Raw genomic sequence first — 22,183 nt, forward strand, 5'->3', positions numbered from 1 at the left:
GCCACCTCGCATAACGGGTCAGGCCCGCTTCTGAAGCGTCGGCCGGCAACGAGCGAACATGTCTAATTGTTGATCGTAGACCGCCGTACGCACCTGCAACAGACCGAGCATGGAATGGAACAGATTGTCCTGGCTCAGGGGTTGGTCACGCTCCTCGTTCAGACAATCGGTATCAACAGCGAAATCCTGGCGATAACTGTCAGAAAACCAGGCCAGCATCGGTACATGCTTCTGCTGCTCCGGCGCCAGCATATAAGGCGTGCCATGCAGGAACAGGTTGTATTCCCCCAGCGACTCGCCATGGTCAGACAGGTAAAGCATGGCGGTATCGACCTTGTCTTGCTTGCTGCGCAGGATATCAATCAGCGACGCCAGCACATGGTCGGTGTAGACCAGGGTGTTGTCGTAGGCATTGATAATGCTTTGCTCGCTGCATTGGTTCAGCGCGTTGCTCAGGCACACCGGAGTAAAACGCTCAAATTGCATCGGGTAGCGCTTGAAGTATTCCGGACCATGGCTGCCCATCTGGTGCAGCACCAACACGGTGTCTTGTTGCAAGTTGTCGATCATCGAAGCCAGTCCTTGCAACAGGATCTCGTCATGGCATTCGCTGTCGGTGCACAGCGGTGAATCCTTGGTATTGCTGACATCTTCGAATTGCACCCGGTCGCAGGTGCCCTTGCAGCCAGACTGATTGTCACGCCAATGCACACTCAGGCCGGCGCGCTGCAGTACATCAAGCAAGCCTTCCTGGCTCTTGGCCTTGCTGGCTTTGTATTCGTCACGGGTGAAACCAGAGAACATGCACGGCACCGACACCGCTGTTTCGGTACCGCAGGAGTGGAAATCACTGAACGCAATCAGCCCTTGCTCCTTGCTCAATTGCGGCGTGGTGTCACGGCTGTAGCCCAACAAACCAAAGTTCTGGGCCCGTGCGCTCTCGCCCACCACCAGTACCGTCAGCGACTTGCGGGTGTGTTGTTGCCAGGCTGGGTCACGCTGGGCGTCCTCGCCGATTTTGACAAACGGCTTGGTCGCCGTGCCGAGCTGTTCACCGACATAACCGAAAGAGGCGCCGACCACATTACTTGGCACCAGCATCAGGCGAATTTCATGATGGTTGCGAAACAGCGAAGCCAGCCCCTGATAGTTGAGCAACGCCACTACACCCAACAACGCCACGCAGGCAATACTCGCAACGAACTTACCAAACAGCTCACGGTACCAGACGCGAAATTTGATCGGTGTCTTGTACAACAACAAGGACGGCACGACACCCAACAACAAAATATAAACACCTAATTTTAACGAGAGTAAATCACGCACTTCCGCCGGATTAGTTTCAGCGGTATTTCGCAACATGCCCACATCAATCAATACACCGTATTGATTCATGAAATAAGCCGCGCCCGCACCGGCCACAAACAACACCACCAACACCGGCTTCAGCACCCGGCGAAACGCCACGAAGGTCAGCACCAGGTTGAATGCGCAGAAGATCAATACTGCAAAGGCCAGACGCAGCAGGACACCTGAGACACCAGGTTCAACAACGCTGGACAAGTGACTCCAGAGTACCGAGTTGTAGGCAACAAGCAGGTACAGACTGGCAAGCAACGTAACCCATTCGGCCCGCAGTGGTTTGATCTTCAAGATGATGCTCGCTTGGTAATTATTCGGTAAACGCGCCGTTGCAGCGCACTTCTCAGACCAAGCGAACGTTAATTAGAGCGGTATGAATTTTTTGTGAAAAAGACGCCAACATTTAGTGGGCTGGCGTCTATTTAATCATTACATTTTTTTCACATTAGTTATGCACGCAGCACTAACCCGGCAGGTGTAGTTTTGAATAAGAGTCCCGATCAATATCCAGCACCTCGACACACAGCTGGATATCCACCCCCGCCGTGCCCGGCACCTCCTCGTGGAGCACCGCCAGCAGGCTCGCTGACAATTGTCGCTTCACCTCGGCAGAGCGGCCGCTGAGGATCGCCAGCTTGATATGGGCGAAGGCCCGCGCGCTCATCGCCGTGCCCACCCGGTAATGGGCCAGCGCCACCGCACGGCTTTTGATATCCAGCTCATCGGCGAACTGACCGCTGCCAACCAGGGCATGGTTCAGGCGCAACAACAGGCGGTCGACGTCCAGCGCAGGCAGGTTTTCGCTGTATTCCACGTGTAGATGAGGCATTGCAGGGGCCTTGGGCTCAGAAATGTTGCAACAGACTACCTCAACCACGGAACCCGACAAACACGGCTATTCTCATAGTTCATGACTTCCACCCCAACCCCCGAGAGGTGAAGAAATGCCGACCAAGCACGATCTGCTCGCAGACTTGAACATCAAAAAAGATGAGTTCGACGCCAAGAAGAAAACCGATTCACGGTTAAGCGAGCTGCACGACAAGTACAACGCCATCGATGCCGAAGTGCTCAAGGCAGAATCCAGCAGCGCCAGTGATGATCAAGTCACGTTGCTGCGAAAAAAACGCCTGCTGATCAAGGACGAAATAGTGTCCCACCTGAAACCGTAACACCTGTAGGAGCGGGCTTGCCCCGCGATAGCGGTTTGTCAGGTACCACGCTATCGCGGGGCAAGCCCCCTCCTACGTGCGTCAGGGCCGGGTCCAGACGACTGGGAACCAATCTTCACGCATACGCTCGCCGGTGCTCAGGCCAATCCCCGGAAACGGTGGCGAAGTGCGCCCCGGGCGCTGAATGTAGCGCACGTCATCCCCCATAAAGCGTGTTGAAAACGCCCGCCGACGATTACTCCCAGCGTTACCGGCAGCGCCGTGCACGGTGCGAAAATCGAACACCACCGCATCCCCAGGCTCAAGCTCCGGCGAGAGAATCTCATACTCGCCGTTCTCCACATCCGGCATGTCCATGAACAGGCTTTCACCGGAGCCGGCATCGGTAGCACCATAAAAATCCTTGTTGCTGGCCCAGCTTTTCGGCCGCACTGGCTTGGGCCAACGATGCGACCCCAGCACCACGCTCAGGGTGTTGTGGCGGGTGACCGGATCCAGCGGAATCCAGTAGCTGGCGGTCTGCAGGCCATCGACACAGTAGTAGGGTAAGTCCTGGTGCCAGGGCGTCGGTTTGGAGGTGCCAGGCTCCTTGACCAGAATATGCTCATGGAACACCTGCACTTCACGCGATTGCATCAGTTCACCGGCAATCGCCGCAGCTGGAGAACGAAGCACGAAATCGGTGAAGGCCGGAATGCGCTGCCAGTTGCAATAGTCTTCAAAGAAGCGCCCGCCTTCACCGCTGCCGACGTTCTCGATGGCAAAGGCGCTGGGGTCCGCGAGATTCTGTTCGAAACCTTCACGCAAGCGCTCGATCCAGTCGCTGAATACACCGCGTAACACGATCGCTCCATCACGTTGAAACTGTTCGATATCGGCTTTCATCGGGGGCAGTCCTCTCTTGTTGTAGTGAACAAAAGTATTGGACGCCGTTCTTGGCCCGGTAAACGACACTTTGCCTATTCGCCACTATCAGCATTCTGTATGGCCCGCCTTATTGTCAGGCCCGGCAATTGGCCGGTTAATAACCCTGCCTGTCTCCTTCGGCGCCTTGCCACTGAACAATAAGAACAATGAGGAGTTACCTGGGATGAACGATCACAACACCGTCCTGCGGCGGGGTTTGAGCACCCGTCATATCCGCTTTATGGCGCTCGGTTCTGCAATTGGCACCGGGCTTTTCTATGGTTCCGCTTCGGCGATCAAACTGGCAGGGCCTTCGGTGCTGCTGGCGTACTTGATTGGCGGGGCGGCCATTTACATGATGATGCGCGCCTTGGGCGAGATGGCCGTGCGCAATCCGGTGTCGGGCTCGTTCGGCCAATACGCAAGCCAGTACCTGGGCCGCTTTCCCGGCTTTTTGACCGGTTGGAGTTATGCCTTCTCAATGCTGGTGGTGTGCCTGGCAGACGTCACCGCGTTCGGCGTTTACATGGGCTTCTGGTTCCCGGAAACACCCCGCTGGATCTGGGTATTGGGCATCGTGTTTTTCATCGGTGCCTTGAACCTGTGTAGCGTCAAAGTGTTTGGCGAACTGGAGTTCTGGCTGTCGCTGCTGAAGGTCACCGCGATTGTGTCGATGATCCTTGCCGGTGCCGCAGTGCTGATGTTCGGCATCCAGTTGGGCGGCTCGGGCGAGACAGTGGCCACGGTCAGTAACCTGTGGAGCTACGGTGGCTTCTTTCCCAATGGTGTGGGCGGCATGATCGCCTCGTTCACCGTAGTGATGTTTGCCTTCGGTGGCGTGGAGATGATCGGCATTACCGCCGGTGAAGCCCGCGACCCGCAGCGGGTCATCCCGAAAGCCATCAACTCGGTGCCGCTGCGCATTCTGCTGTTCTACGTGTTCACCCTGTTCGTGCTGATGTCGATTTACCCCTGGACCCGGATCGGCAGCGAAGGTAGCCCCTTCGTGCAGATCTTCAGCGGCCTGGGCATCGAGTCAGCGGCAACCTTGTTGAACATCGTGGTGATTTCAGCGGCGGTGTCAGCGATCAACAGCGATATTTTCAGTGCCGGACGCATGATGTACGGCATGGCCCAGAACGGCCAGGCACCGGCCAGTTTCTCTCGCCTGTCACGCTTTGGCGTACCGTGGATGACCGTGGTGGTGATGGCGATTGCCCTGTTGTTCGGGGTGCTGCTCAACTACCTGGCACCAGAAAACCTGTTCCTGATCCTGGCGGCGGTAGTGACCTTCTCGATCGTTTGGGTGTGGCTGATGATCCTGCTGTCGCAGATGGTCATGCGCCGTGGCATGCGCGCTGACGAAGTGGCCAAACTGCACTTCCCGGTGCCGCTGTGGCCGGTAGGCCCGGCTTGTGCGGCGCTGTTCATGCTGTTCATCTTCGGCGTTCTGGCCTGGTTCCCGGATACCCGCATGGCCCTGTATGTCGGTATCGGCTGGTTGTTGCTGCTATCGCTCGGCTACTGGCTGTGCCTGGCGCGCAAAGGCAAAGCCCTGGCGCCCGCGGCTGATCCGGCGAGTTAAGTCAGACCGCGAACTGCTCGCTCGCCCAGTCGAGAAACGCCTGCGCCGCCGCAGACGGGCGCATGGCGCTGGACTGGGCCAACACCACTGGCTGAGGGCTGACGCTTTCGAGCAGCGGCCGACAGGCCAGTGGTTTGCCGTCGTAACTGCAATCCCCCACCGGCCGCGTGCACGACAACGCCACGCCATAACCATGGGCGACCAGCCCGCGCTGCATCTCGAAGGTCTGGGTCAGCTGTGTTGCTGCGGGTTGCAGATCGTGGGCCCAGAACAATGAGAGGAAATACTCGCGGGTTCTGGCGATGTCTTCGAGGATCAGGCACTCGGCGGCCAGATCGACCAGCGAAACCTTCTCCTGCGACGCCAACGGGTGATCGGCAGGCAGCAGCGCATACGGCGCCAATTGCGCCAATACACGTTTCTCGATTGGTGAATCCAGGCCGACATCGTAGGTCAGTGCCAGCTCGGCCTTACCATCGCTGAGTCGGCGGTTGACTTCGGCCAGGTCGGCTTCGAACAGGGTGATGGTGACTTCGGGATAGCGCAGGCGAAAGCCGCTGAGCAGACGTGGTGCGTAGTAAGGGCCCAGGTCCTGGAAACAGATCAGGCTCAAGGCACCGCGCACAGCGGGTTGTTCCTCGCTGCGGCCACTGATTGCCGTGGCCAGGTTGAGCATCTCCCGTGCCTGCTCCAGCAGCGTGCGCCCCGTCGGGGTCAGCTCCAGGCCGCGGCTGACCTGACGGTGAAAGAGTTTTTCGCCGAGGGTCGCTTCCAGCTGCGACAACGCCAGCGACACCGAGGGTTGGGAGATGTGCTTGGCGCGCGCCGCTGCGCTGACGCTACCTTGCTCGGCAGCGGCAACGAAGTACTCCAATTGACGCAAGGTGAAACCAATCATCGCAGCGCCCCGACAGTTGCTTGCACAGTCGGGGCATTATGGCGGGTTTGCCCGCAACCCGGTAGGAGCGGGCTTGCCCCGCGATAGCGGTCCGTCTCTCACACCGCCTCGCGGGGCGAGTCCATTTAATTACACGCGTTCTTTTACCGCTTCCTGCGGCGGCTCGCTGCTGTGCGCGCTGCCCCAGATTTCTGCGTCGATCTTGCCTTCAAGCTCCGGGTAGTCCTTGGCGTTGAACTCCGGCGTACCTACCGCGTTCTGGGCAAAGTAGTCGCGGGTCAGCTTGATCACTACACCCGACAGCAAGCAGATCGCAATCAGGTTGATAGTCGCCATCAGGCCCATGGCCGCGTCAGCCGCATCGAATACGGTAGCGACACTTTCGTAAGCACCCCAGACCACCATCAACAGCGCAGCAGTACGCAGCACGGTCAGGCCCAGCCGGGTGTTCAGCTTCAGGTACACCATGGCGTTTTCGGCATAGGTGTAGTTACCAATGATGGAGGTGAAGGCAAAGAAGAAGATCGCGATGGCGATGAAGTACTGCCCAGCCCAGCCGATGTGCTCGTTCATGGCCGCCTGAGTCAGCGGCGTGCCGGTCATGTCAGGGCCAGGCACCACACCGGAAAGCAAGATCATGATGGCTGTGGCGGTGCAGATCAGCAGTGTGTCGATGAACACGCCCAACGCTTGCACAAAGCCTTGCGAGGAAGGGTGATGCGGATTGGGGGTGGCGACCGCCGCGATGTTCGGCGCCGAGCCCATGCCCGCTTCGTTGGAGAACAGCCCGCGCTTGACGCCGTTGAGCAATGCCCCGGCCACACCGCCGACTGCCGACTCAAGGCCGAAGGCGCTCTTGACGATCAGCATCAGCACGCCAGGCACTTCGCTGATGTTGGTGACGATCACGTACACCGCAACCAACAGGTAGGCGCCCGCCATGAACGGCACGATCCATTCGGCAATACGGGCAATCTTCTTGATGCCACCGAAAATCACCAACCCGGCCAGCACGGCAACCACCACGCCGGTGGTCAACTTCGGCACGCCAAACGCGCCAAGGGTGGCATCGGCAATCGAGTTGGCCTGCACCGCACCAAACACCAGGCCAAAGGCAATGATCAGGCACACCGAAAAAATCACCGCAGCCCACGGCGCATTCAGCCCCCGGGCAATGTAGAACGCCGGGCCACCGCGATACTCACCGTTGCTGTTACGGACTTTGTACAACTGCGCCAGGGTGCTTTCGGCATAGGCCGTAGCCATGCCCAACGAAGCGACCACCCACATCCAGAACACTGCGCCCGGGCCACCGAGGGTAATGGCCACGGCGACACCGGCCAGGTTACCGGTACCGACCCGCGAGGCCAGGCTGGTACACAACGCCTGGAACGGGGTAATGCCCGATGCATCATTGGCAGGTGCGCGCAGCACCGAGCGAAAGAACTCGGGCAAATGGCGAAACTGGATAAAGCCCAAGCGGACAGTGAAGAAGATACCTGCAGCCAGCAGGCCATAGATCAGAACATACCCCCAGAAGAAGGTATTAAGTGCGTTGATCACGGCGGTCATTGTCTGTTCCCAAATAAAGCGCAGGGCCGGTTAAGGGCCCTGCTCAGTCTGTAAAGCTACCGACGTCGAGAGCGACTCGGGCTTACTTAAATGTGCGAAGCCTGTAGCCAAGGCAGTAGCCCGCAGTTTCAACAACCTGTTTAGGCATCACCGGCTTGGTGACGAACGCTATCGAGCGTCAACGCCCGAATCGACCAACCTGCACGGACAGGTGAGTTGGCGATTGTGATGAAGGCCGACATGATAGCAGATCCCGTCGCCGCCATCGGCGATGAGGCATTTGCAGCGCCTCAACACCTCGTAGAAGCCGCAAGCATTAACCAACGGCAATGCTCTGGTCACCTGACATTTCTATCAGTATCGAGCAATCGCGGCAGACGGTAGCCTCGTGTTCACCCACGACTTGAGGTGATCAACATGGCCGGACAATTGGACCCTGAGTATGGCAACAATGGCGCCGCCCCAATTCCTGCAACGCCACCTCGTAATCCGGATACGGAAACCCTGCAGACACTCACCCAGTGCGTAGACGCAAACGGGGTCAGCGCATTTTGTGGATACCTCGCCGATGAACCCAGCGATGAAAACCCGCTGTTCACTCGACTGCTGGCGAACGGCGAGTGGGATGAGGTTACCGGGCATGTACCGCCAGAACCAACAGGCGATCCGAATGAGCCCGACGGCCTGTTCGCGTTTAAAACCCTGAACTCAGTTGAAATCGGCAGCGAAACTAACTACCTGACTGTTTCGGCGCCGGTCTACTTCAACTATAAGAAAGGCACTTATCTGGAATACTTTGCAGTAGGGCGCTTCGATGAAGACTTCAGAGCCGTCCCGGACTTTGGTTACAGAGGCTTTGCTTACCCACACCCAGGAGCACCTTGGGAAATTCTCAGCAACAAAATGCTACGCTCACAGTGCAGCCACTATAGTTCTACCCGCGCGCTGCTTTACTGGACCAGGCGCCCCATTGCACTTATCAACAATACAATCCGGGTGATCTATCCACAGTTCATCTCTGACATAGATGATAATGAGTCGACTTCCACCTGGATAGCACTGCTGTCGCCACAAACAGGTCAATTGGCTGCGGGGTTAGGCAACAACCGTGACAAGTACCAGATGCCACTCACTGATGCCTGGGGTGAACCGCTTGAGTTGCATCGCGCTGTTTTTCTGAATGACGGCGGTTTTCTGTTGCTGGCACGCACGCAAGACACCCGTAACGTTGTGCTGCGCCGCTACTTCGACAACGGCCTGCCCGACGAAACGTTTGCCAACGGTGAAGGTCAAGTAGTGCTTCCCAGCTCGTACAGCAAGCGCTACGGCATGGGCGTAAAAAACAATCGAGTTATCGTTTCCGAAGGGACTCAATACGATGTGGATGAACCTTCAACTGTTTACTGCTACCGCCTGGACGGTTCAATCGACGAAACCTTCAACGCCGGTGAGGCACTGAGACTTGGCAGTGGCTTAAAACTCGATCACGCACAGTTCGACGCACAAGGGCGAATTGTATTGGCAGGCACCCAGTATCTTCCGCCACCCGACAGCGCTCTGAATGTGGTGCGATTGCTACCTTCCGGTGAGCTCGACGAGACGTTCGGCGAAGGTGGATTTTATGACGGAGCCCCCTACTATGCTGCCGCCAACGACCTGTTCGTGACCGACAATAAAATACACGTGCTGTCACTGTTTCCCGTGCAAGGCGCTGCCCCCTTCTATGAAGTCATGCTGAAAATCCTTGATTGAGCCTCGGCTAGCCGTTCATCGCGGGAGGGGGCCGCGATGAACGGTGCCCTCACCTTTACCGCGTACCGCGCTGGCGCAACGCCGACGGCATGAAGTAGGCGTCTTCAGGTATCGGCTGGGAGAAGTCCACGGTTTGTGGCTCTTCGTTGTCCAGGTTCTGCACGTAGTAACGCCGCGCCTGCAAGTCATGGAACACGTCCAGCGAACTCCAGGTGGTAGGCAGGTCGTAGAAGTTTTTCAGGTAGCCCATCGACACCCGCCACAACTGCCCACGGCCGTCATACTGATCAACCAGGGCCGCCCCCCAGCTATCTTCGTCGAGAAACAGCACGCGCTTGGAGTAGATATGCCGCGCGCCACTTTTCAGCGTGCCTTCGACGACCCACACCCGGTGCAACTCATAACGAGTGTGCTTGGGGTTCAGATGCCCAGGCATGAGCAGATCGGCGTACTTCACTTCAGGGCTTGATACTTTGTAGTTGTTGTACGGAATGTAGATTTCTTTCTTGCCCACCAGCTTCCAGTCATAACGGTCTGGCGAGCCGTTGAACAGGTCGGTGTCATCCGCCGTACGCAGGCCGTCGGACGAGGCGATCGGCACGTCGTACGCCAGGTTCGGGGCGCGCCGCACACGGCGTTGACCGGCGTCGTAGATCCAGGCCTGGCGTGGGTCGGCGACCTGGTCGAGGGTCTCATGCACCAGCGTCGCGCCACCGGCCAGTCGCGCCGGGCTTTTCACGAAGGTCAGGTAGTAGAACAGGATGTTTTTCAGATCAGCAAACTGCCCGCCCGGGCGGTAGTAGTTGAACATCCCTTCCTGTTGCGAGGTCACCAGGGCGAAGCTGCCATTGCGCTGCACCGGTGCTTCAGATGCCCGCCGCACCACATAAATGCCGCGGTAGCGGGTGATATGGTTCCACAACGCCTCTACGCCATCTTTGGGGATCGGGAACGGCACACCGCCGTAGGCGTCGCTGAAGCCATTGCCGCCTTCGAGCAACTTGGCCGAGGTGGCGTTCTTGAAGGTGTTGTCGTACAGCCACTGCGGTGCTGCACCGGAACGGCGGCTAGGGTAGACCGGCATCTGGAAGGTGTCGGGGTAGCTGTTGAACAGGGCGATCTGCCCGGCACTCAACTGGTCTTTGTATTGCTCCAGATTGGCCTTGGTAATGGTGAACAACGGCTGGTCTGCGGCAAACGGGTCAACATGGTGCTTGCCCGGCACATAACCGGCCGGCGCCTGGGTGATACCGCCGTCCCAGGCGGGGATGGTGCCGGCAGCGTTACCGGCACGCTCGGCGCCCATCGGCGTCAAGGTGGTTTTCAGTTGTTCGGCCTGCTGGGGCGAAACCGCCGCCAGCGCCGTGCCAGCCGCCAGGCTCAGAACCAATGCCAGGCTGGTCTTGAGCAATCGTGGTGTGTGCAGCATAAACATTCTCCGAGTTGAAACCGAGCCTCAGGCCTTGGGGGCTGAGCGCTTACAGGAAGTACTTGAGGTTGAAGCCGACGTTGTCACGGTCGCGAATGCCGTTGTTCTGGCCACCGCCATAGAACTCGGTGTACTGCAGTTCTGCTTCGAACTTGTTCTGGTAGTTGGCCTTGACCCCGAGGCTGTACGCCTTGCGGCCCTCGATGGTGTTGCCGGCCTGGTAGCTGTTGCCCTCGAAGTCATCCTTGTAAACGATGTAGGGCGAGAGGTTGACCCCGGCGTAGACATCGTTCCAGGTGGCGTTGAGCATCGCCGTGTAGCTGTAGGAATTGCGGTTGACCTGATCCCCACGATCACCACCAGACACGTACGAGGTATTGCCGCTACCGGCGTAATAACGGCTGCTACCGTCATAGGCGGTGTAATGCAGGCTGCTGCCGCGCAAGTGCTCGGACGCCACTTCGAAGACGCCGTAGATCGAGTCAAACGACAGCCCCGGGCCGAAGCTGTAGATCGTGCCCAAGGATGCGTTGAAGGCTTCCACCCGTTCGGCGTTGTTGATCTGACTGTCGAGCTGAACCCTCTGCCCGCCGACGTTGATGGTTTGCCCGGCGGCAGCGGCAGCAGCGCCATTGGCCAGGTCGCCGATCAAATCGTTGGTGGCCGCGATGCCGATCGGCAGGTTGGGCCGGTACGCCAGCTCACCGAACACCGAGGCCTGGCCGACGGTGGTGTTGAAACTGAAGCCGTACATGCGGATGTCTTCGGCGTAACGCCGATGGGCCTGGATGTTGCCCATGACGTCGGCAGTGGCCAGACCACCCGCCAGCGCTCCGGCCTGGCTGCCCGCCACACCGGCCAGCATATTGGCCAGGGCGTTCATGTCGATGCCCTGATAACCGCCCAGATCTGCCGAGATGGTCGGTTCCTTGGCGTGGTAGTTGACCATGTACAGGCCGAACTCGGTGCTGTTGAGCTCTTCAGCGATGTAGCGGAAAGCAAAACCGAACTGGCCGTCGTTGCGGGCGTTGATGTCTTTGCCGATGGTTGCCACCTTCAGCGTATTGCCAAAGGCGGGTGTCACACCGTTGGCATACAAGCCGGTGCTGCCCAGCACCTGACGGAAGAACGGGTCGTTACCCAGGGCTTCGTAGACGTTGATGACGTTGCCGAAACCCGGCACTGGCGAGTCCAGCGCGGTGCCGCTGAAGTCGTTGTAGGCGGTGTTGCCACCATCGGCAAACAGGTCGGTCTGCGAATAGAACGTGCCGACCGGGTCGATGCGGGTTTCTTTCCAGTTGGTCTGGTAGAAGCTCTCCATCGTCAGGTTGTCGGTCAGGCCGATGTTGAAACTCACCGCCTCCACCGGCATCAGCACCTCTTTGACCTCAGCACCCGGCAAGCGGAACTTCGCCGCGTCCACCGGGTTGGTGGTGTTGATGCCGCCGCGATAGAACATGCCTTCGCCCCAGTTGAACACCTGGCGTCCCACACGCGCGGTCAACGGCATCTGCGCTACATCCCAACTGCCATAGACATAGGCGTCGAGCATCTCGATGCGGCTGCCGGCGATGTCGCGAGTCTCGTCGGTGAAATGGTCGTCGTTGGGGTAGCTCTGGCTTGGCTGCGACGGGCTGTTGTTGCGGTAGTAGTCGTTGCGTTTGTCCATCAACTGGGTGTCGTAGAACGCGGTACCGCGCATGAACACACCGTAGTTCTGGTAGTTGGCTTCCAGCTCCGAGGTGATCTTGTACACCTCGGAAACCAACCCGGTATCGAAGTTACGGTTACCGTCGTTGGTGTTGATGTCATCGTTGCTTTTGTCCCGCCCCTGCACCCGCCACAAGCGGCCGTAAGACAAGGTGGTGTCGAGCGAGCCGGTGACCTGGTTGTCGAGCAACTTGAACTCGACCGCCTGTGCCCCTTCGACGGCGAACAGCTGCAACAGCCCTGCCAGCCCTACCCCGGATATCACTGCGCCGGATTGGCGTAATCGAATCCCCATGGTGTGTTCCTCCCTTTGCAGATCTTGTTGTTTTTGTGTCTGGTCAGCGGCTACGGCGCTGCGTTGCCAACAACCGATGGCGCCAGCCCGGCTCCGACATAGATGCGGCTGTGCGCACCGAAATGCCCGAGCAAGGCAAACAGTTGCTGGTTCATTGGCGGGTGGTCGTAGTGTTCGCGCTGCAGCTGATTACCCGCACTGAAACTGCTGGTGGCCGGCGCGCTGGCCAGCCATTGACCAATGGCCTCATCGAACGCCGCCCCGGCGTCGGCCGACTGCGCGCTGACCACCTCGCGCAGGTAGTCCACTGAATACGCGGGGTAGTCGGCGTCTTGCGCGGTGTCGACATAGGCCTGGATCATCGGATGCAGCGGTTGAGCACTGCGCAGCAGGCGGGAGAGCCAGGCGGCCTGATACTTCTCCACCTCCATGTGGCGCGTGGCGGCCTGTTCGATGGCTTCGCGCTTATCGCTGTCATCGCCAGCCAGGGCCTTGCCTTCCATCAGCAGCATGCTCAGCAACCCCACCCCGGGCAGCGGTTTGGCGTGATACGGCTGGGTCAGGTCTTGGACGTGGTGCAGGCCCCAACCGAGAAAGCGGTAGCCCCAGTAAGGATGGCCAGTATCGAAGGCCAGGCGCGCCAGGCCCAGGTACTGGTAAGCGCGCCAATCTGGCCAGCTGCGCTCCAGAAAACCGGCGGCGGCATACACCACCGGGTTTTCGTGAAAAAAGCCCATATGGAACGGTGCCTGCGAGCTGTACTGGAAGCGCTCATCACCGAATGGCTGCGGGCCGAAGCCATACAGCGCCGCCACCTCACCCTGGTTGTCACTGAACAGATTGATGTCGTGACCGTAATCCGGCTCGTCGGCGGCGCTGGCCAGCACCGCCAGGGGTGCCACTTTTTCGCCATTGGCCAGGGCGATAAAACGCTGCTGATTCCAGGGTGATAGGGTCTGCTCGACCATCACCTGCTCGGCCTTGAGGTGTGTACGCTGCGGTTGGTCCTGCCCGGACAACGGCTGGATAACCATGGCCAGGTGGATCTGCGGGTTGATACGCAGGGCCATGAGAAACGCCTGACGCGGATTGCTCCCTGCTTCGGCGGGCAGTTTCAGCGCATCGGGGCGTGGCGGGTACTGGGTGAAATGCTGACGAGCGAAGCGCTCCTGTTCGTCCAGCAGTTGCACGATGGCCGGGTACTGCTGAGTGAGAAACTGCTCCAGCGGCTCGACTTCTACCAGCGGCGCATCGCGCAAAGCGGGCAGGTTCTGCAAGGCGAGATAACTGCCTACCGTATGGTTCGACCAACCCCAGGCGGACGGCGCGATGCTGCACAGCAGCAGGAGAGTTTTCAGCTTCATTGCTTTTGTTCTTATAGGAAGTGCTTGAGGGCTGAGCCTAACAACCGGCCCTGCCCCTGACACTGTCCGATGTCGCCAAAAAAACTCTCCAATAGCGCCACAAGCAGCCTCTGTGGGAGCGGGCTTGCCCCGCGAAGCGATGTACCAGACAGACCGCAATCGCGGGGCAAGCCCGCTCCTACAAAGGGCCTAGGCCGGGTAGCCGGTGATCTGCCGGATACTCTGGTACAGCGGCTTGAGCCGACGGTACATGCGCAGGTACACCTCGTTGTACAACCGCTCATACACCTGCTGCGCTTCAGGCTGCGGCTGGAACACCGCACCGACACGGGTCATCGCCGCAATCGCCGTAGAAAAGTCGGCGTACAAGCCCAGCCCCACCGCACAACAAATCGCCGCGCCCAGGCCAGAGGCTTCATACACATGCGGACGCTCTGCCGGCAGGCCGAAAATATCCGCCGTCAGTTGCATCGCCGCGTCGCTTTGCGAGCCACCACCGGCAACCCGCAAACGGTTGATCGACTGCTTCGAGCGCTTCTCGAGTTTGTCCTTGCCCTGACGCAGGGCATAGGCCAACCCTTCCAGGATCGCCCGGTAGATATGCGCACGGGTGTGCACATCGCCAAAGCCAATCATCGCGCCTTTGGCTTCCATGCCCGGCTCACGAATGCCCGGCGACCAGTAAGGTTGCAGCATCAGCCCCATGGACCCGGGCGGCACCGCATTAACCAGCTCATCGAACAGTTGCTCCGGCTCCAGCCCCTGCTCTTTGGCCTGCTGCATTTCCCGCAGACCGAACTCGTGCTTGAACCAACTGACCATCCAATAGCCGCGGTAGATCATCACTTCGCAGTTGTACTGATCCGGAATCGACGCCGGATACGGTGGAATCAACGGCACGATCTCCAGGTAGCGCGAGCGCGTCGTGGTAATCGTCGCCGTGGTGCCATAAGACAGACACACCGTAGAGGCATCCACCACCCCGGCACCCAGCACCTCACAGGCTTTATCGGCACCCGCCGCAATCAACGGAATGCCCTCGGGAATGCCGGTCACCCGGCTCGCTTCGGCACTGATGTGCCCCAGGGTTTCCCCCGGTTTGAGCAAGCTCGGCAATTGCTCCGCACGCACAGCCAGCGCCTGCCACTTCCAGTCTTTGGGCGCGGCCCAGCGCAGGCGTTTGAAATCGAATGGCAGGTAGCCGACACAGCAGCCCACCGAGTCAACGAAACGGCCGCACAGACGATGGGTGAGAAACCCCGAGAGCAGCAAAAATTTGTCGGTCGCCGCCCATACCTCTGGCTGCTGTTGGGCGATCCAGTTGGCCTCGGCCTGGGCGCGGAAATAATCCACGGTGGCCTGCGCCCCGACCAGTTTGAACAACCAGCCCCACGGTCCCTTGATCCCGCCCTCGACCTCGGCCTGACGCTGATCGAGCCAGAGAATCGCCGGGCGCAGCGCATTGCCCTGGGCGTCGACGTTGATCACCGTGCCGCGCTGGGTGGTCAGCGACACACCGGCAATCTGCGAGCGATCAACATTGGTTTGCTGCCACAGCAACTGGCAGGCTTCCCCCAGTTTGGCCCAGTAGTAATCCGGTTCCTGCTCGGCCCAGCCGGGATGAGCCGAGGTGTAGGCCTGCAGCTCGACCTTGCCCTTGCCCAACAGGTTGCCCTGCAAATCGAACAACAACGCGCGCACGCTCTGGGTGCCATTGTCGATTGCCAGCAGGTAGCGCTTGTTCTTATCGTTATCCATGGAGCTCTCTTCAAGGGGCAATCAATGTGTGGCGTCCGGCAAGCCATGATGGCGTTGCCACAGATCCCGATAGCGCTGCTCTTCCGTTTCCCAGCGTAGGTCGTCCCAGCCCAGGCGTGACTGACACAACTGGCGAATGGCCGGCAGATACGCCTGCGCCCCTTGCGCCAGCAGCAGGCCGATGCGGGTGCGGCGCAGCAACAGATCATCCAGGTGCAGCACCAGTTCGGTGTCGCAGGCCAATGCCAACTCCGCCCACAGCGTGTTGCTGGCACCGACCGTGGCGCAGCCCAGTTGCTCCAGCAACAACGCCAAGCGTGGCAGATCGCGGCCATAACGCCCGGACACGCGACGCCACTGGCTGCTGCTGAGGGCGGGAATCGGCAACGCGGGCACCGGCGCAAACACCGCCGCGCCGTCGTCGCTGAGCTCGCGCCCGAGCATCTGCGCGCACACCTTGAGCACTTCCAGCGCCTGGGGTCGGAAGGTGGTCAGCTTGCCACCGGCGAGGGTCACGCAACCGGGTTCCTGCCACAGCACATGCTCACGAGTTTCATTGGACGGGCTGCCCTGCTGCCCACCCTGCGCACTGCCGACCACCGGGCGAACACCCGACCAGGTCGACAGCACATCGCTGGCAACCACCTCGGCCTGGGGAAACTGCTGGGCACAGGCAGCCAACAGGTAATCGAGTTCTTCGCCGCTGATGCTGGCGCTGTGGTCGAGATCCTCCTGGTGATCGAGGTCGGTGGTGCCGACCACCGTGGCCCCTTCCCAGGGAAATACAAACACCGGCCGCCGGTCGCGGGCGTGTAAAAAGGTAAAAGCCTGCGCCACCGGCAAACGCCAGCCAGGCAACACCAGATGGCTGCCACGCAGCGGTCGCAATTGATGGGGCGCGTCGCTCGGGCGCAGGCGTTCGGCCCAGGCGCCGGTCGCCACCGCCAGGGCGCGGCACTGCAGTTGCAGCGACTCACCGCGCTCAATGTCTTCAACTTGTACGCCACACACCCGGCCGTTTTCACGCAGCAGTTGCTGAACACGCATGCCATTGAGCGCCAGTGCGCCATCGGCGCGTGCTTCGGCCAGCACACGCATGACCAGGCGCGCGTCGTCGGTCAGGGCATCGACAAAACAGGTGCCACCCAACAGCTTCTCTTGCTTCAACCCCGGCGCCAGAAAACTCAGCTGCTGCGCGTTGTGAAAGCGATGATTGCGCCGTCCGGCCAGGGCGTCGTACACGCTCAACAGCCCACCGAACACACGCGGCCCGGGAAAACCACCGCGGTAGTGCGGCATCAAGAAGCTCGCCGGCTCCACCAGCCCCGGCGCCTCATCGAGCAGGCGCTGGCGCTCGTGCACCGAGTCGCGGGTCAGGCGCCATTGGCCCTTGGCGATATAGCGCAAGCCGCCATGGACCATCTTCGACGATCGGCTGGAGGTGCCCCAGGCAAAGTCGCGCTGCTCCAGCAACAGGCAGCGCCAGCCACGCCGCGCGGCTTCGCGCAGAATCCCGGCGCCACTGATACCGCCACCAATGACGATCAAGTCCCAGGTTTCAGCCGCCAGGGTTGGCAGCACCTGCTGACGCCACGCGGCATTCCAGTCCTGGCTCATGCCGTCACTCCTGCAACAGGGTGCCGGGATTCAAACGCCCGGCCGGGTCGAAGTGCTGGCTGAGTACCTGCAGGGCATCCAGCGTCAATGCGCCTTTCTCGCGCAACAGGTAAGGGGCATGGTCTTTGCCCACGCCATGCTGGTGGCTGATGGTGCCGTGGTTGTCGACGATGGTCTGGCTGGCCGCATGCTTGAGTGCCTGCCAACGCGCCAGGGTCGCCGCATAACTCTCAGCCGGGCGGAACACATAGGTGGTGTAGATACTCGAGCCTTCGCCATACACGTGCGACAAATGAGTGAACACATGCACCCGCTCGCCCTCTGCGGCCAGGCCATCACGCAAGCTGCTTTCGATACGCGTGAGCAGGTTGTCGACGTTGCTCCAGTCGGTGGCCGTTTCCAGCGTGTCGACCACATAACCGGCGTTCCACAGGTTCTCGCGCAGGTAGGGAAACCGAAAGCGATTCTGTGCCCACTTCTTGCCCAGCAACGTACCAGTGAACACCCCGCCGAACGCCTTCAAATGCTTGCGCGCCTGACGCAGCGACAGGGCATTCTGCTGACGGTTGCCGGTAACGCCGAAGGTCAGCAGGCACTTCCCCGCGCCAGCACCACGCAGGGCCAGGTACTTCTCCAGCCAGGCGATCTGCTGTGGGTGCCCGGCCAGGGCCAGTTGGGTCTCGGTTTCCACCGTATTCGACAAGCGCAGCATCGACAGCGGCACACGCGCCTGGGCCAGCTCGCGGATGGCTTGCAGGGCACGCTTCCAGTCCGGCAGGAACACCCCGTAAAAACGCTCATCGGCAGGCAGCGCGCAAACCCGTACCTTGACCTCGGAAATGATCCCGAAGCGGCCCTCACTGCCAAGCACCACTTCGCGCAGGTCAGGCCCGGCGGCCGAGGCCGGAAAGCTGGCGATCTCCAGGGGGCCGGCGAAGGTTTCCAGGGTGCCGCCGGCAAACAATTGCTCGATCCGCCCATAGCGCAACGACTGCTGACCACTGGAGCGACTGGCCACCCAACCGCCCAGGGTCGACAGCTCCCACGACTGCGGAAAATGGCCAAGGGTATAACCGCGGGCGCGCAACTGGCTTTCCACTTGCGGCCCGGTGGCGCCGGGGCCAAAGGTGGCCAGCAGGCTCTGCTCGTCAAGATCGAGCAAGCGGTTCATCCGCGCCAGTGAGACCGTCAGCACCGGGCGCGTGGAAGTCGGCGGGTTGATGTGCCCGGCAACCGAGGTACCGCCACCGTAAGGAATCAGGCACAGGTTCTGCGCCTCAGCCAATGCCAGCAACTCGCGTACCTGTTCGGCACTCTGTGGAAACGCCACCGCATCGGGGTAAGTGCCCAGCCGCCCTTCACGCAACGCCAGCCAGTCCGGCAGGCTCTGGCCACGGGCATGCAGCAGGCGATCGTGGGTCTCTACGCTGTACAACGGGTGCGCGGCCAGGCGCGACGCCGGAACGCGAGCCAGGGCCGTATCCAGCGAAGCATCGGGCAACGCCGCGCCAGCCCCCACCCGCGCGGCGAGAAACCCCGCGCCCTGGGCCGGCAGCTCGACCACCGTAGTTGCATCCCCCCAGCCGTTCCAGCGTCGCATGCACGTGTCCTTTTATGGTTCTTATTTGGTTACAGTTATGGCGCCTATAGTAGCCAGTTGCTCCAAGCTGTCACGGTCGCATCCGGCCAGCCGAAGTAGCCAATTGAGCCAACCCGCACACGCCTGCAGCCATTTACTTTGGCGGCGCTTTCAACTTACCTTGCAGGGCTTACCGCTGCGCCAGCCGGCCCCGATCAAAGGAACCCGATCATGCACTCCCTCGGCTACACCTCGCTGCCGCCCCTGCTCAAGTACGTGCGTCATGCTGAACAGCTGGGCGTTGCCATTGAACCGGCGCTAGCAGTGGCCGGTTTGCAGGCCGAACACCTGAGCGACAACAGCCTGCGGCTGCCGGGCGAAGTCCACGAGCACCTGCTCGACTACTTCTGCGAACACTCCGGCGACCCGTTGTTTGGGCTCAACTCGGCGCGCTTCGTGCTGCCCAACTCCTGGAGCGTGCTGGGCTACATCACCATGAACTGCGCCACCCTGGGCGATGCCATGAACCGCATCATGCCGTTCGAGAAACTGGTTGGGGACATGGGCGTGAGCCGCGCCGAACTGCAGGGTGAGCAGGTACACCTGATCTGGAACTGCCGCCACCAGCGCCCGCGCATCCGCCGCCACCTGGTGGAAAACGTGCTGGGCTCGTGGCTGCAATATGCGCGCTGGATCGCCGACACCCAACTGTCACCGGCGGCGGTATGGCTTGAACATGCGCAGCCAGCAGACACCGAAGCGGCTCAATACGAGCAGTTCTTCGACTGCCCGGTGCTGTTCGACCAGCCCTACTCGGCACTGATTGTGCCGCTGCCCTACCTGCAACTGCCGTTGCGCCAGGCCGACGCGCACCTGCTGCGCACCCTCGAAGAACACGCCCTGAGCCTGATGGCCAGCCTGGAAGATGCGTCGCTGGAGCAACGCGTGAAAAACGTTTTGCGTCAACTGCTCAAAGAAGGCCTGCCACGCAAAGAACAAGTGGCAGAACACTTCGCCATCTCAGTACGCACCCTGCAACGCCAGTTGCACCAGGCCAACACCTCTTACCAGCAGATCCTCGACAGCCTGCGCCAGGAACTGGCCGAACACTACCTGCTGCACAGCACCTTACCGATCCAGGACATCGCCCAGTACCTGGGCTTCACCGAACCGCGCTCGTTCCACCGCACCTTCAAAAGCTGGCGCGGCATACCACCGGGCGAGTTTCGCCAGACCTACCGGGAACCGACCGGCTAAGCAAAGCGCTGCCAGCGCTAGCGCTTTTGCTACTGCAGCAGCGCGCAGACTCATCACTTTCTCTAATCAACAATTACGAGTATTCATTCAACTAATAGCGCCAGGCACGGCAGACTACCCCACTTACCTGTACTGGAGCTGATCGATGGCTGGCGAAAAATCCATATCCGCGTTACTGCAAGGCATGAGCCCTCACCTCAACCAGGGCGAATATGTGTTCTGCAGCGTTACAGACTTTTCAGGGCTTGCTCCCGAGCAGATCATCGGTAGCTTCCGCGAGCAGGAAGGCCTGACGCTGATCGTCGAACGCAGCCGCGCCGATGCACTGGGATTGAAATACGACTTCGTCGCGGCGTGGATTACCCTGACCATCCACTCGGCACTGGATGCAGTGGGATTGACCGCCGCCTTCTCTGCAGCCCTGGGCAATGCCGGGATCAGTTGCAACGTGATTGCTGCGTACTACCACGACCACGTGTTTGTGGGCGTTGATGACGCTCAGAAGGCTATGTCGGTGCTGGAGGGGTTGTCGCGGGCTGCGGGATAACCTGCCTCACACCCTACAAGCTTGCTGGCGCTACGCGCACCGGGTTGGCTATTAGTGCAGGGTGTTACTTGAACCAGTCGGGGGCTCTTCGGCCAGGGCAATTTTACTGGGGACATCAACCCTCTATAACTTTCCGCCTAGCGCCCTCTTGCAAGCAACAATCTTATATCCACTTCAGAAAGCCGCACCTCAGCAGAGGTTAAACTGTGAACCTTACCGGACTTGCAAATTCGTTATAGGACCTAGTAGAAGGCGAGAACGCCAAACAGATTGCCTCTCCTTCAACCTTGTATTTCATATAATAGCTACCTATTTCAAAATCGAGAAACACTCCTTGAATTGCATCTGACCCATCAGGCTCTAACCCCCCTCCAGTAGCATCCTCCCCTGCACCAATGAAAACGCGCCCAGAAGGAAATTTCAAATAAACACCACCAAACTCCCTAAGCAAATCCTCCTGTATCTTTACTTGATACCTACCATCTCCCCCCACATTCAAAAAAGCAATATTGCCCTCGTTCATCTCTAAAAGCTCATCAACCTGAATACTCCACCAATCACATGTATCATCTATTCGATGCTGTATTGCTTGAAGATCAAACACAACCAAAGTCGCAGTATCAGTAACCACAGAAAACCCTTGATTCATATATCACTCCAAAAATCATCTCAAAAATAACATTTCCGAATTTCCAACCAACCCACCCACCAACAATCAAATCAACAGGATTGATCCTTTACAAACCTGGGCTTTCAACTAATCTCCTTGACACTTAGGCACGCCTATCGCATACATTGAGCACCAGTATAAATGGCTGACCTTGCGGTCTTTCGCCAGGCCACTGCAACCGGTTTTTTAAGCAGATCACAACCAACTCTTTGCGCATCGAGAAACCTGACTAACCAATTATAGCTCTTTGATTGCTTGACCAACCATATCGCTAAAAAACCCTTGAAAACTATGATAAATAATATTTTTCTCTTTTGTCCGCTTGAAGGAGGGTTTCGTTTCTACTATAACAGGTTCCCCAGACTCACCGATGACCGAGGTATCTATTGAGTAAATTGGACCATACCCTGAAGCTTTAACTACAATCATCGAATCGTCTGCATCACCATCTGCACGAGCACTTTTTGTGGCAAAGGCAACACTAGGGATAGCTACTGCATCAACACCGCCCTTGGTAATCCCATAATAGGTATCACCTGCAAATGATAAGGCTCCATATTTCTTGAGAAACTCAACATATGACTCAGGAAACTTTACACCCAACGCCTTTTCGAACTCCCTTATCACTTCATCGGTTGCACCACCAGAAAATGCAGGATCCTCTCCGCTCGCATTAATTTTCAACTCCAGCTTTTCAATATAGCTCATAT

The 22,183-nt window shown here is 59.2% G+C and carries 18 protein-coding genes; 5 read left to right on the top strand and 13 right to left on the bottom strand.

What is annotated here, in order from left to right:
• Positions 1-18: 18 nt before the first annotated feature.
• Positions 19-1,656 (bottom strand): phosphoethanolamine transferase, encoded by a 1,638-nt coding sequence (locus ACVWSC_RS21660; protein ID WP_442114352.1) that lies wholly within the window; start codon positions 1,654-1,656, stop codon positions 19-21.
• A 169-nt stretch (positions 1,657-1,825) separates the two neighbouring features.
• On the bottom strand, positions 1,826-2,191 hold the full coding sequence (locus tag ACVWSC_RS21665; RefSeq protein WP_442109108.1) for a 5-carboxymethyl-2-hydroxymuconate Delta-isomerase: 366 nt from the start codon (positions 2,189-2,191) through the stop codon (positions 1,826-1,828).
• A 115-nt stretch (positions 2,192-2,306) separates the two neighbouring features.
• Between ACVWSC_RS21665 and ACVWSC_RS21670 the strand changes: the two genes are divergently transcribed.
• Positions 2,307-2,534: an HP1242/YdcH family protein gene (locus ACVWSC_RS21670; protein ID WP_442109109.1), complete on the top strand. Its 228-nt coding sequence runs from the start codon at positions 2,307-2,309 to the stop codon at positions 2,532-2,534.
• 81 nt (positions 2,535-2,615) lie between these two features.
• Here the strand turns inward: ACVWSC_RS21670 and ACVWSC_RS21675 are convergent, their stop codons facing one another.
• The gene (locus ACVWSC_RS21675; protein WP_442109110.1) at positions 2,616-3,419 is read right to left on the bottom strand and encodes a phytanoyl-CoA dioxygenase family protein; all 804 of its coding nucleotides are present in this window, start codon (positions 3,417-3,419) and stop codon (positions 2,616-2,618) included.
• Positions 3,420-3,624: 205 nt separating this feature from the next.
• On the opposite strand from ACVWSC_RS21675, the gene ACVWSC_RS21680 reads away from it, so the two are divergent.
• Entirely contained in the window at positions 3,625-5,025 is a 1,401-nt protein-coding gene (locus tag ACVWSC_RS21680) for an amino acid permease (protein WP_442109111.1), read from the top strand.
• 1 nt (position 5,026) lies between these two features.
• Here the strand turns inward: ACVWSC_RS21680 and ACVWSC_RS21685 are convergent, their stop codons facing one another.
• Positions 5,027-5,923 carry a LysR substrate-binding domain-containing protein gene (locus ACVWSC_RS21685; protein WP_442109112.1) on the bottom strand — a complete coding sequence of 299 codons (897 nt, stop codon included), beginning with the start codon at positions 5,921-5,923 and terminating at the stop codon, positions 5,027-5,029.
• Positions 5,924-6,052: 129 nt separating this feature from the next.
• Positions 6,053-7,495: an alanine/glycine:cation symporter family protein gene (locus tag ACVWSC_RS21690; protein ID WP_442109113.1), complete on the bottom strand. Its 1,443-nt coding sequence runs from the start codon at positions 7,493-7,495 to the stop codon at positions 6,053-6,055.
• Positions 7,496-7,912: 417 nt separating this feature from the next.
• Here ACVWSC_RS21690 and ACVWSC_RS21695 point away from each other — a divergent pair, with 417 nt between their 5' ends.
• On the top strand, positions 7,913-9,247 hold the full coding sequence (locus tag ACVWSC_RS21695) for a delta-60 repeat domain-containing protein (protein WP_442109114.1): 1,335 nt from the start codon (positions 7,913-7,915) through the stop codon (positions 9,245-9,247).
• Positions 9,248-9,302: 55 nt separating this feature from the next.
• Here ACVWSC_RS21695 and ACVWSC_RS21700 read toward each other — a convergent pair whose 3' ends face one another.
• From ACVWSC_RS21700 to ACVWSC_RS21725, 6 genes are all read right to left on the bottom strand, one after another.
• Positions 9,303-10,676, bottom strand: a complete 1,374-nt coding sequence (locus tag ACVWSC_RS21700; protein WP_442109115.1) for a DUF1329 domain-containing protein — start codon at positions 10,674-10,676, stop codon at positions 9,303-9,305.
• A gap of 49 nt (positions 10,677-10,725) precedes the next feature.
• Positions 10,726-12,681: a DUF1302 domain-containing protein gene (locus ACVWSC_RS21705; RefSeq protein ID WP_442109116.1), complete on the bottom strand. Its 1,956-nt coding sequence runs from the start codon at positions 12,679-12,681 to the stop codon at positions 10,726-10,728.
• Between the two features lie 50 nt (positions 12,682-12,731).
• Positions 12,732-14,045 carry a phospholipase C/P1 nuclease family protein gene (locus ACVWSC_RS21710; protein WP_442109117.1) on the bottom strand — a complete coding sequence of 438 codons (1,314 nt, stop codon included), beginning with the start codon at positions 14,043-14,045 and terminating at the stop codon, positions 12,732-12,734.
• A gap of 189 nt (positions 14,046-14,234) precedes the next feature.
• Positions 14,235-15,803, bottom strand: a complete 1,569-nt coding sequence (locus tag ACVWSC_RS21715) for an FGGY-family carbohydrate kinase (protein WP_442109118.1) — start codon at positions 15,801-15,803, stop codon at positions 14,235-14,237.
• A gap of 21 nt (positions 15,804-15,824) precedes the next feature.
• On the bottom strand, positions 15,825-17,420 hold the full coding sequence (locus ACVWSC_RS21720; RefSeq protein WP_442109119.1) for a glycerol-3-phosphate dehydrogenase/oxidase: 1,596 nt from the start codon (positions 17,418-17,420) through the stop codon (positions 15,825-15,827).
• Between the two features lie 4 nt (positions 17,421-17,424).
• On the bottom strand, positions 17,425-19,020 hold the full coding sequence (locus ACVWSC_RS21725; protein WP_442109120.1) for an FAD-binding oxidoreductase: 1,596 nt from the start codon (positions 19,018-19,020) through the stop codon (positions 17,425-17,427).
• Between the two features lie 210 nt (positions 19,021-19,230).
• On the opposite strand from ACVWSC_RS21725, the gene gliR reads away from it, so the two are divergent.
• Positions 19,231-20,256, top strand: coding sequence for an AraC family transcriptional regulator GliR (gene gliR, locus ACVWSC_RS21730; protein ID WP_442109121.1), 1,026 nt, complete (start codon positions 19,231-19,233; stop codon positions 20,254-20,256).
• A 145-nt stretch (positions 20,257-20,401) separates the two neighbouring features.
• The gene (locus ACVWSC_RS21735; RefSeq protein WP_442109122.1) at positions 20,402-20,803 is read left to right on the top strand and encodes an ACT domain-containing protein; all 402 of its coding nucleotides are present in this window, start codon (positions 20,402-20,404) and stop codon (positions 20,801-20,803) included.
• 199 nt (positions 20,804-21,002) lie between these two features.
• Here ACVWSC_RS21735 and ACVWSC_RS21740 read toward each other — a convergent pair whose 3' ends face one another.
• Both ACVWSC_RS21740 and ACVWSC_RS21745 read right to left on the bottom strand, forming a co-directional pair.
• On the bottom strand, positions 21,003-21,452 hold the full coding sequence (locus tag ACVWSC_RS21740; RefSeq protein ID WP_442109123.1) for a DUF6386 family protein: 450 nt from the start codon (positions 21,450-21,452) through the stop codon (positions 21,003-21,005).
• A 258-nt stretch (positions 21,453-21,710) separates the two neighbouring features.
• On the bottom strand, positions 21,711-22,181 hold the full coding sequence (locus tag ACVWSC_RS21745) for an SMI1/KNR4 family protein (RefSeq protein ID WP_442109124.1): 471 nt from the start codon (positions 22,179-22,181) through the stop codon (positions 21,711-21,713).
• Between the last annotated feature and the right edge of the window lie 2 nt (positions 22,182-22,183).

The sequence above is a fragment of the Pseudomonas sp. NUPR-002 genome (assembly GCF_056322725.1).

Coding starts and splice junctions, on each gene's coding strand:
- ACVWSC_RS21665 (WP_442109108.1), bottom strand. CDS start 2,191: ATGCCTCATCTACACGTGGAATACAGCGAAAACCTGCCTGCGCTGGAC.
- ACVWSC_RS21670 (WP_442109109.1), top strand. CDS start 2,307: ATGCCGACCAAGCACGATCTGCTCGCAGACTTGAACATCAAAAAAGAT.
- ACVWSC_RS21675 (WP_442109110.1), bottom strand. CDS start 3,419: ATGAAAGCCGATATCGAACAGTTTCAACGTGATGGAGCGATCGTGTTA.
- ACVWSC_RS21680 (WP_442109111.1), top strand. CDS start 3,625: ATGAACGATCACAACACCGTCCTGCGGCGGGGTTTGAGCACCCGTCAT.
- ACVWSC_RS21685 (WP_442109112.1), bottom strand. CDS start 5,923: ATGATTGGTTTCACCTTGCGTCAATTGGAGTACTTCGTTGCCGCTGCC.
- ACVWSC_RS21690 (WP_442109113.1), bottom strand. CDS start 7,495: ATGACCGCCGTGATCAACGCACTTAATACCTTCTTCTGGGGGTATGTT.
- ACVWSC_RS21695 (WP_442109114.1), top strand. CDS start 7,913: ATGGCCGGACAATTGGACCCTGAGTATGGCAACAATGGCGCCGCCCCA.
- ACVWSC_RS21700 (WP_442109115.1), bottom strand. CDS start 10,676: ATGCTGCACACACCACGATTGCTCAAGACCAGCCTGGCATTGGTTCTG.
- ACVWSC_RS21705 (WP_442109116.1), bottom strand. CDS start 12,681: ATGGGGATTCGATTACGCCAATCCGGCGCAGTGATATCCGGGGTAGGG.
- ACVWSC_RS21710 (WP_442109117.1), bottom strand. CDS start 14,045: ATGAAGCTGAAAACTCTCCTGCTGCTGTGCAGCATCGCGCCGTCCGCC.
- ACVWSC_RS21715 (WP_442109118.1), bottom strand. CDS start 15,803: ATGGATAACGATAAGAACAAGCGCTACCTGCTGGCAATCGACAATGGC.
- ACVWSC_RS21720 (WP_442109119.1), bottom strand. CDS start 17,420: ATGAGCCAGGACTGGAATGCCGCGTGGCGTCAGCAGGTGCTGCCAACC.
- ACVWSC_RS21725 (WP_442109120.1), bottom strand. CDS start 19,020: ATGCGACGCTGGAACGGCTGGGGGGATGCAACTACGGTGGTCGAGCTG.
- gliR (WP_442109121.1), top strand. CDS start 19,231: ATGCACTCCCTCGGCTACACCTCGCTGCCGCCCCTGCTCAAGTACGTG.
- ACVWSC_RS21735 (WP_442109122.1), top strand. CDS start 20,402: ATGGCTGGCGAAAAATCCATATCCGCGTTACTGCAAGGCATGAGCCCT.
- ACVWSC_RS21740 (WP_442109123.1), bottom strand. CDS start 21,452: ATGAATCAAGGGTTTTCTGTGGTTACTGATACTGCGACTTTGGTTGTG.
- ACVWSC_RS21745 (WP_442109124.1), bottom strand. CDS start 22,181: ATGAGCTATATTGAAAAGCTGGAGTTGAAAATTAATGCGAGCGGAGAG.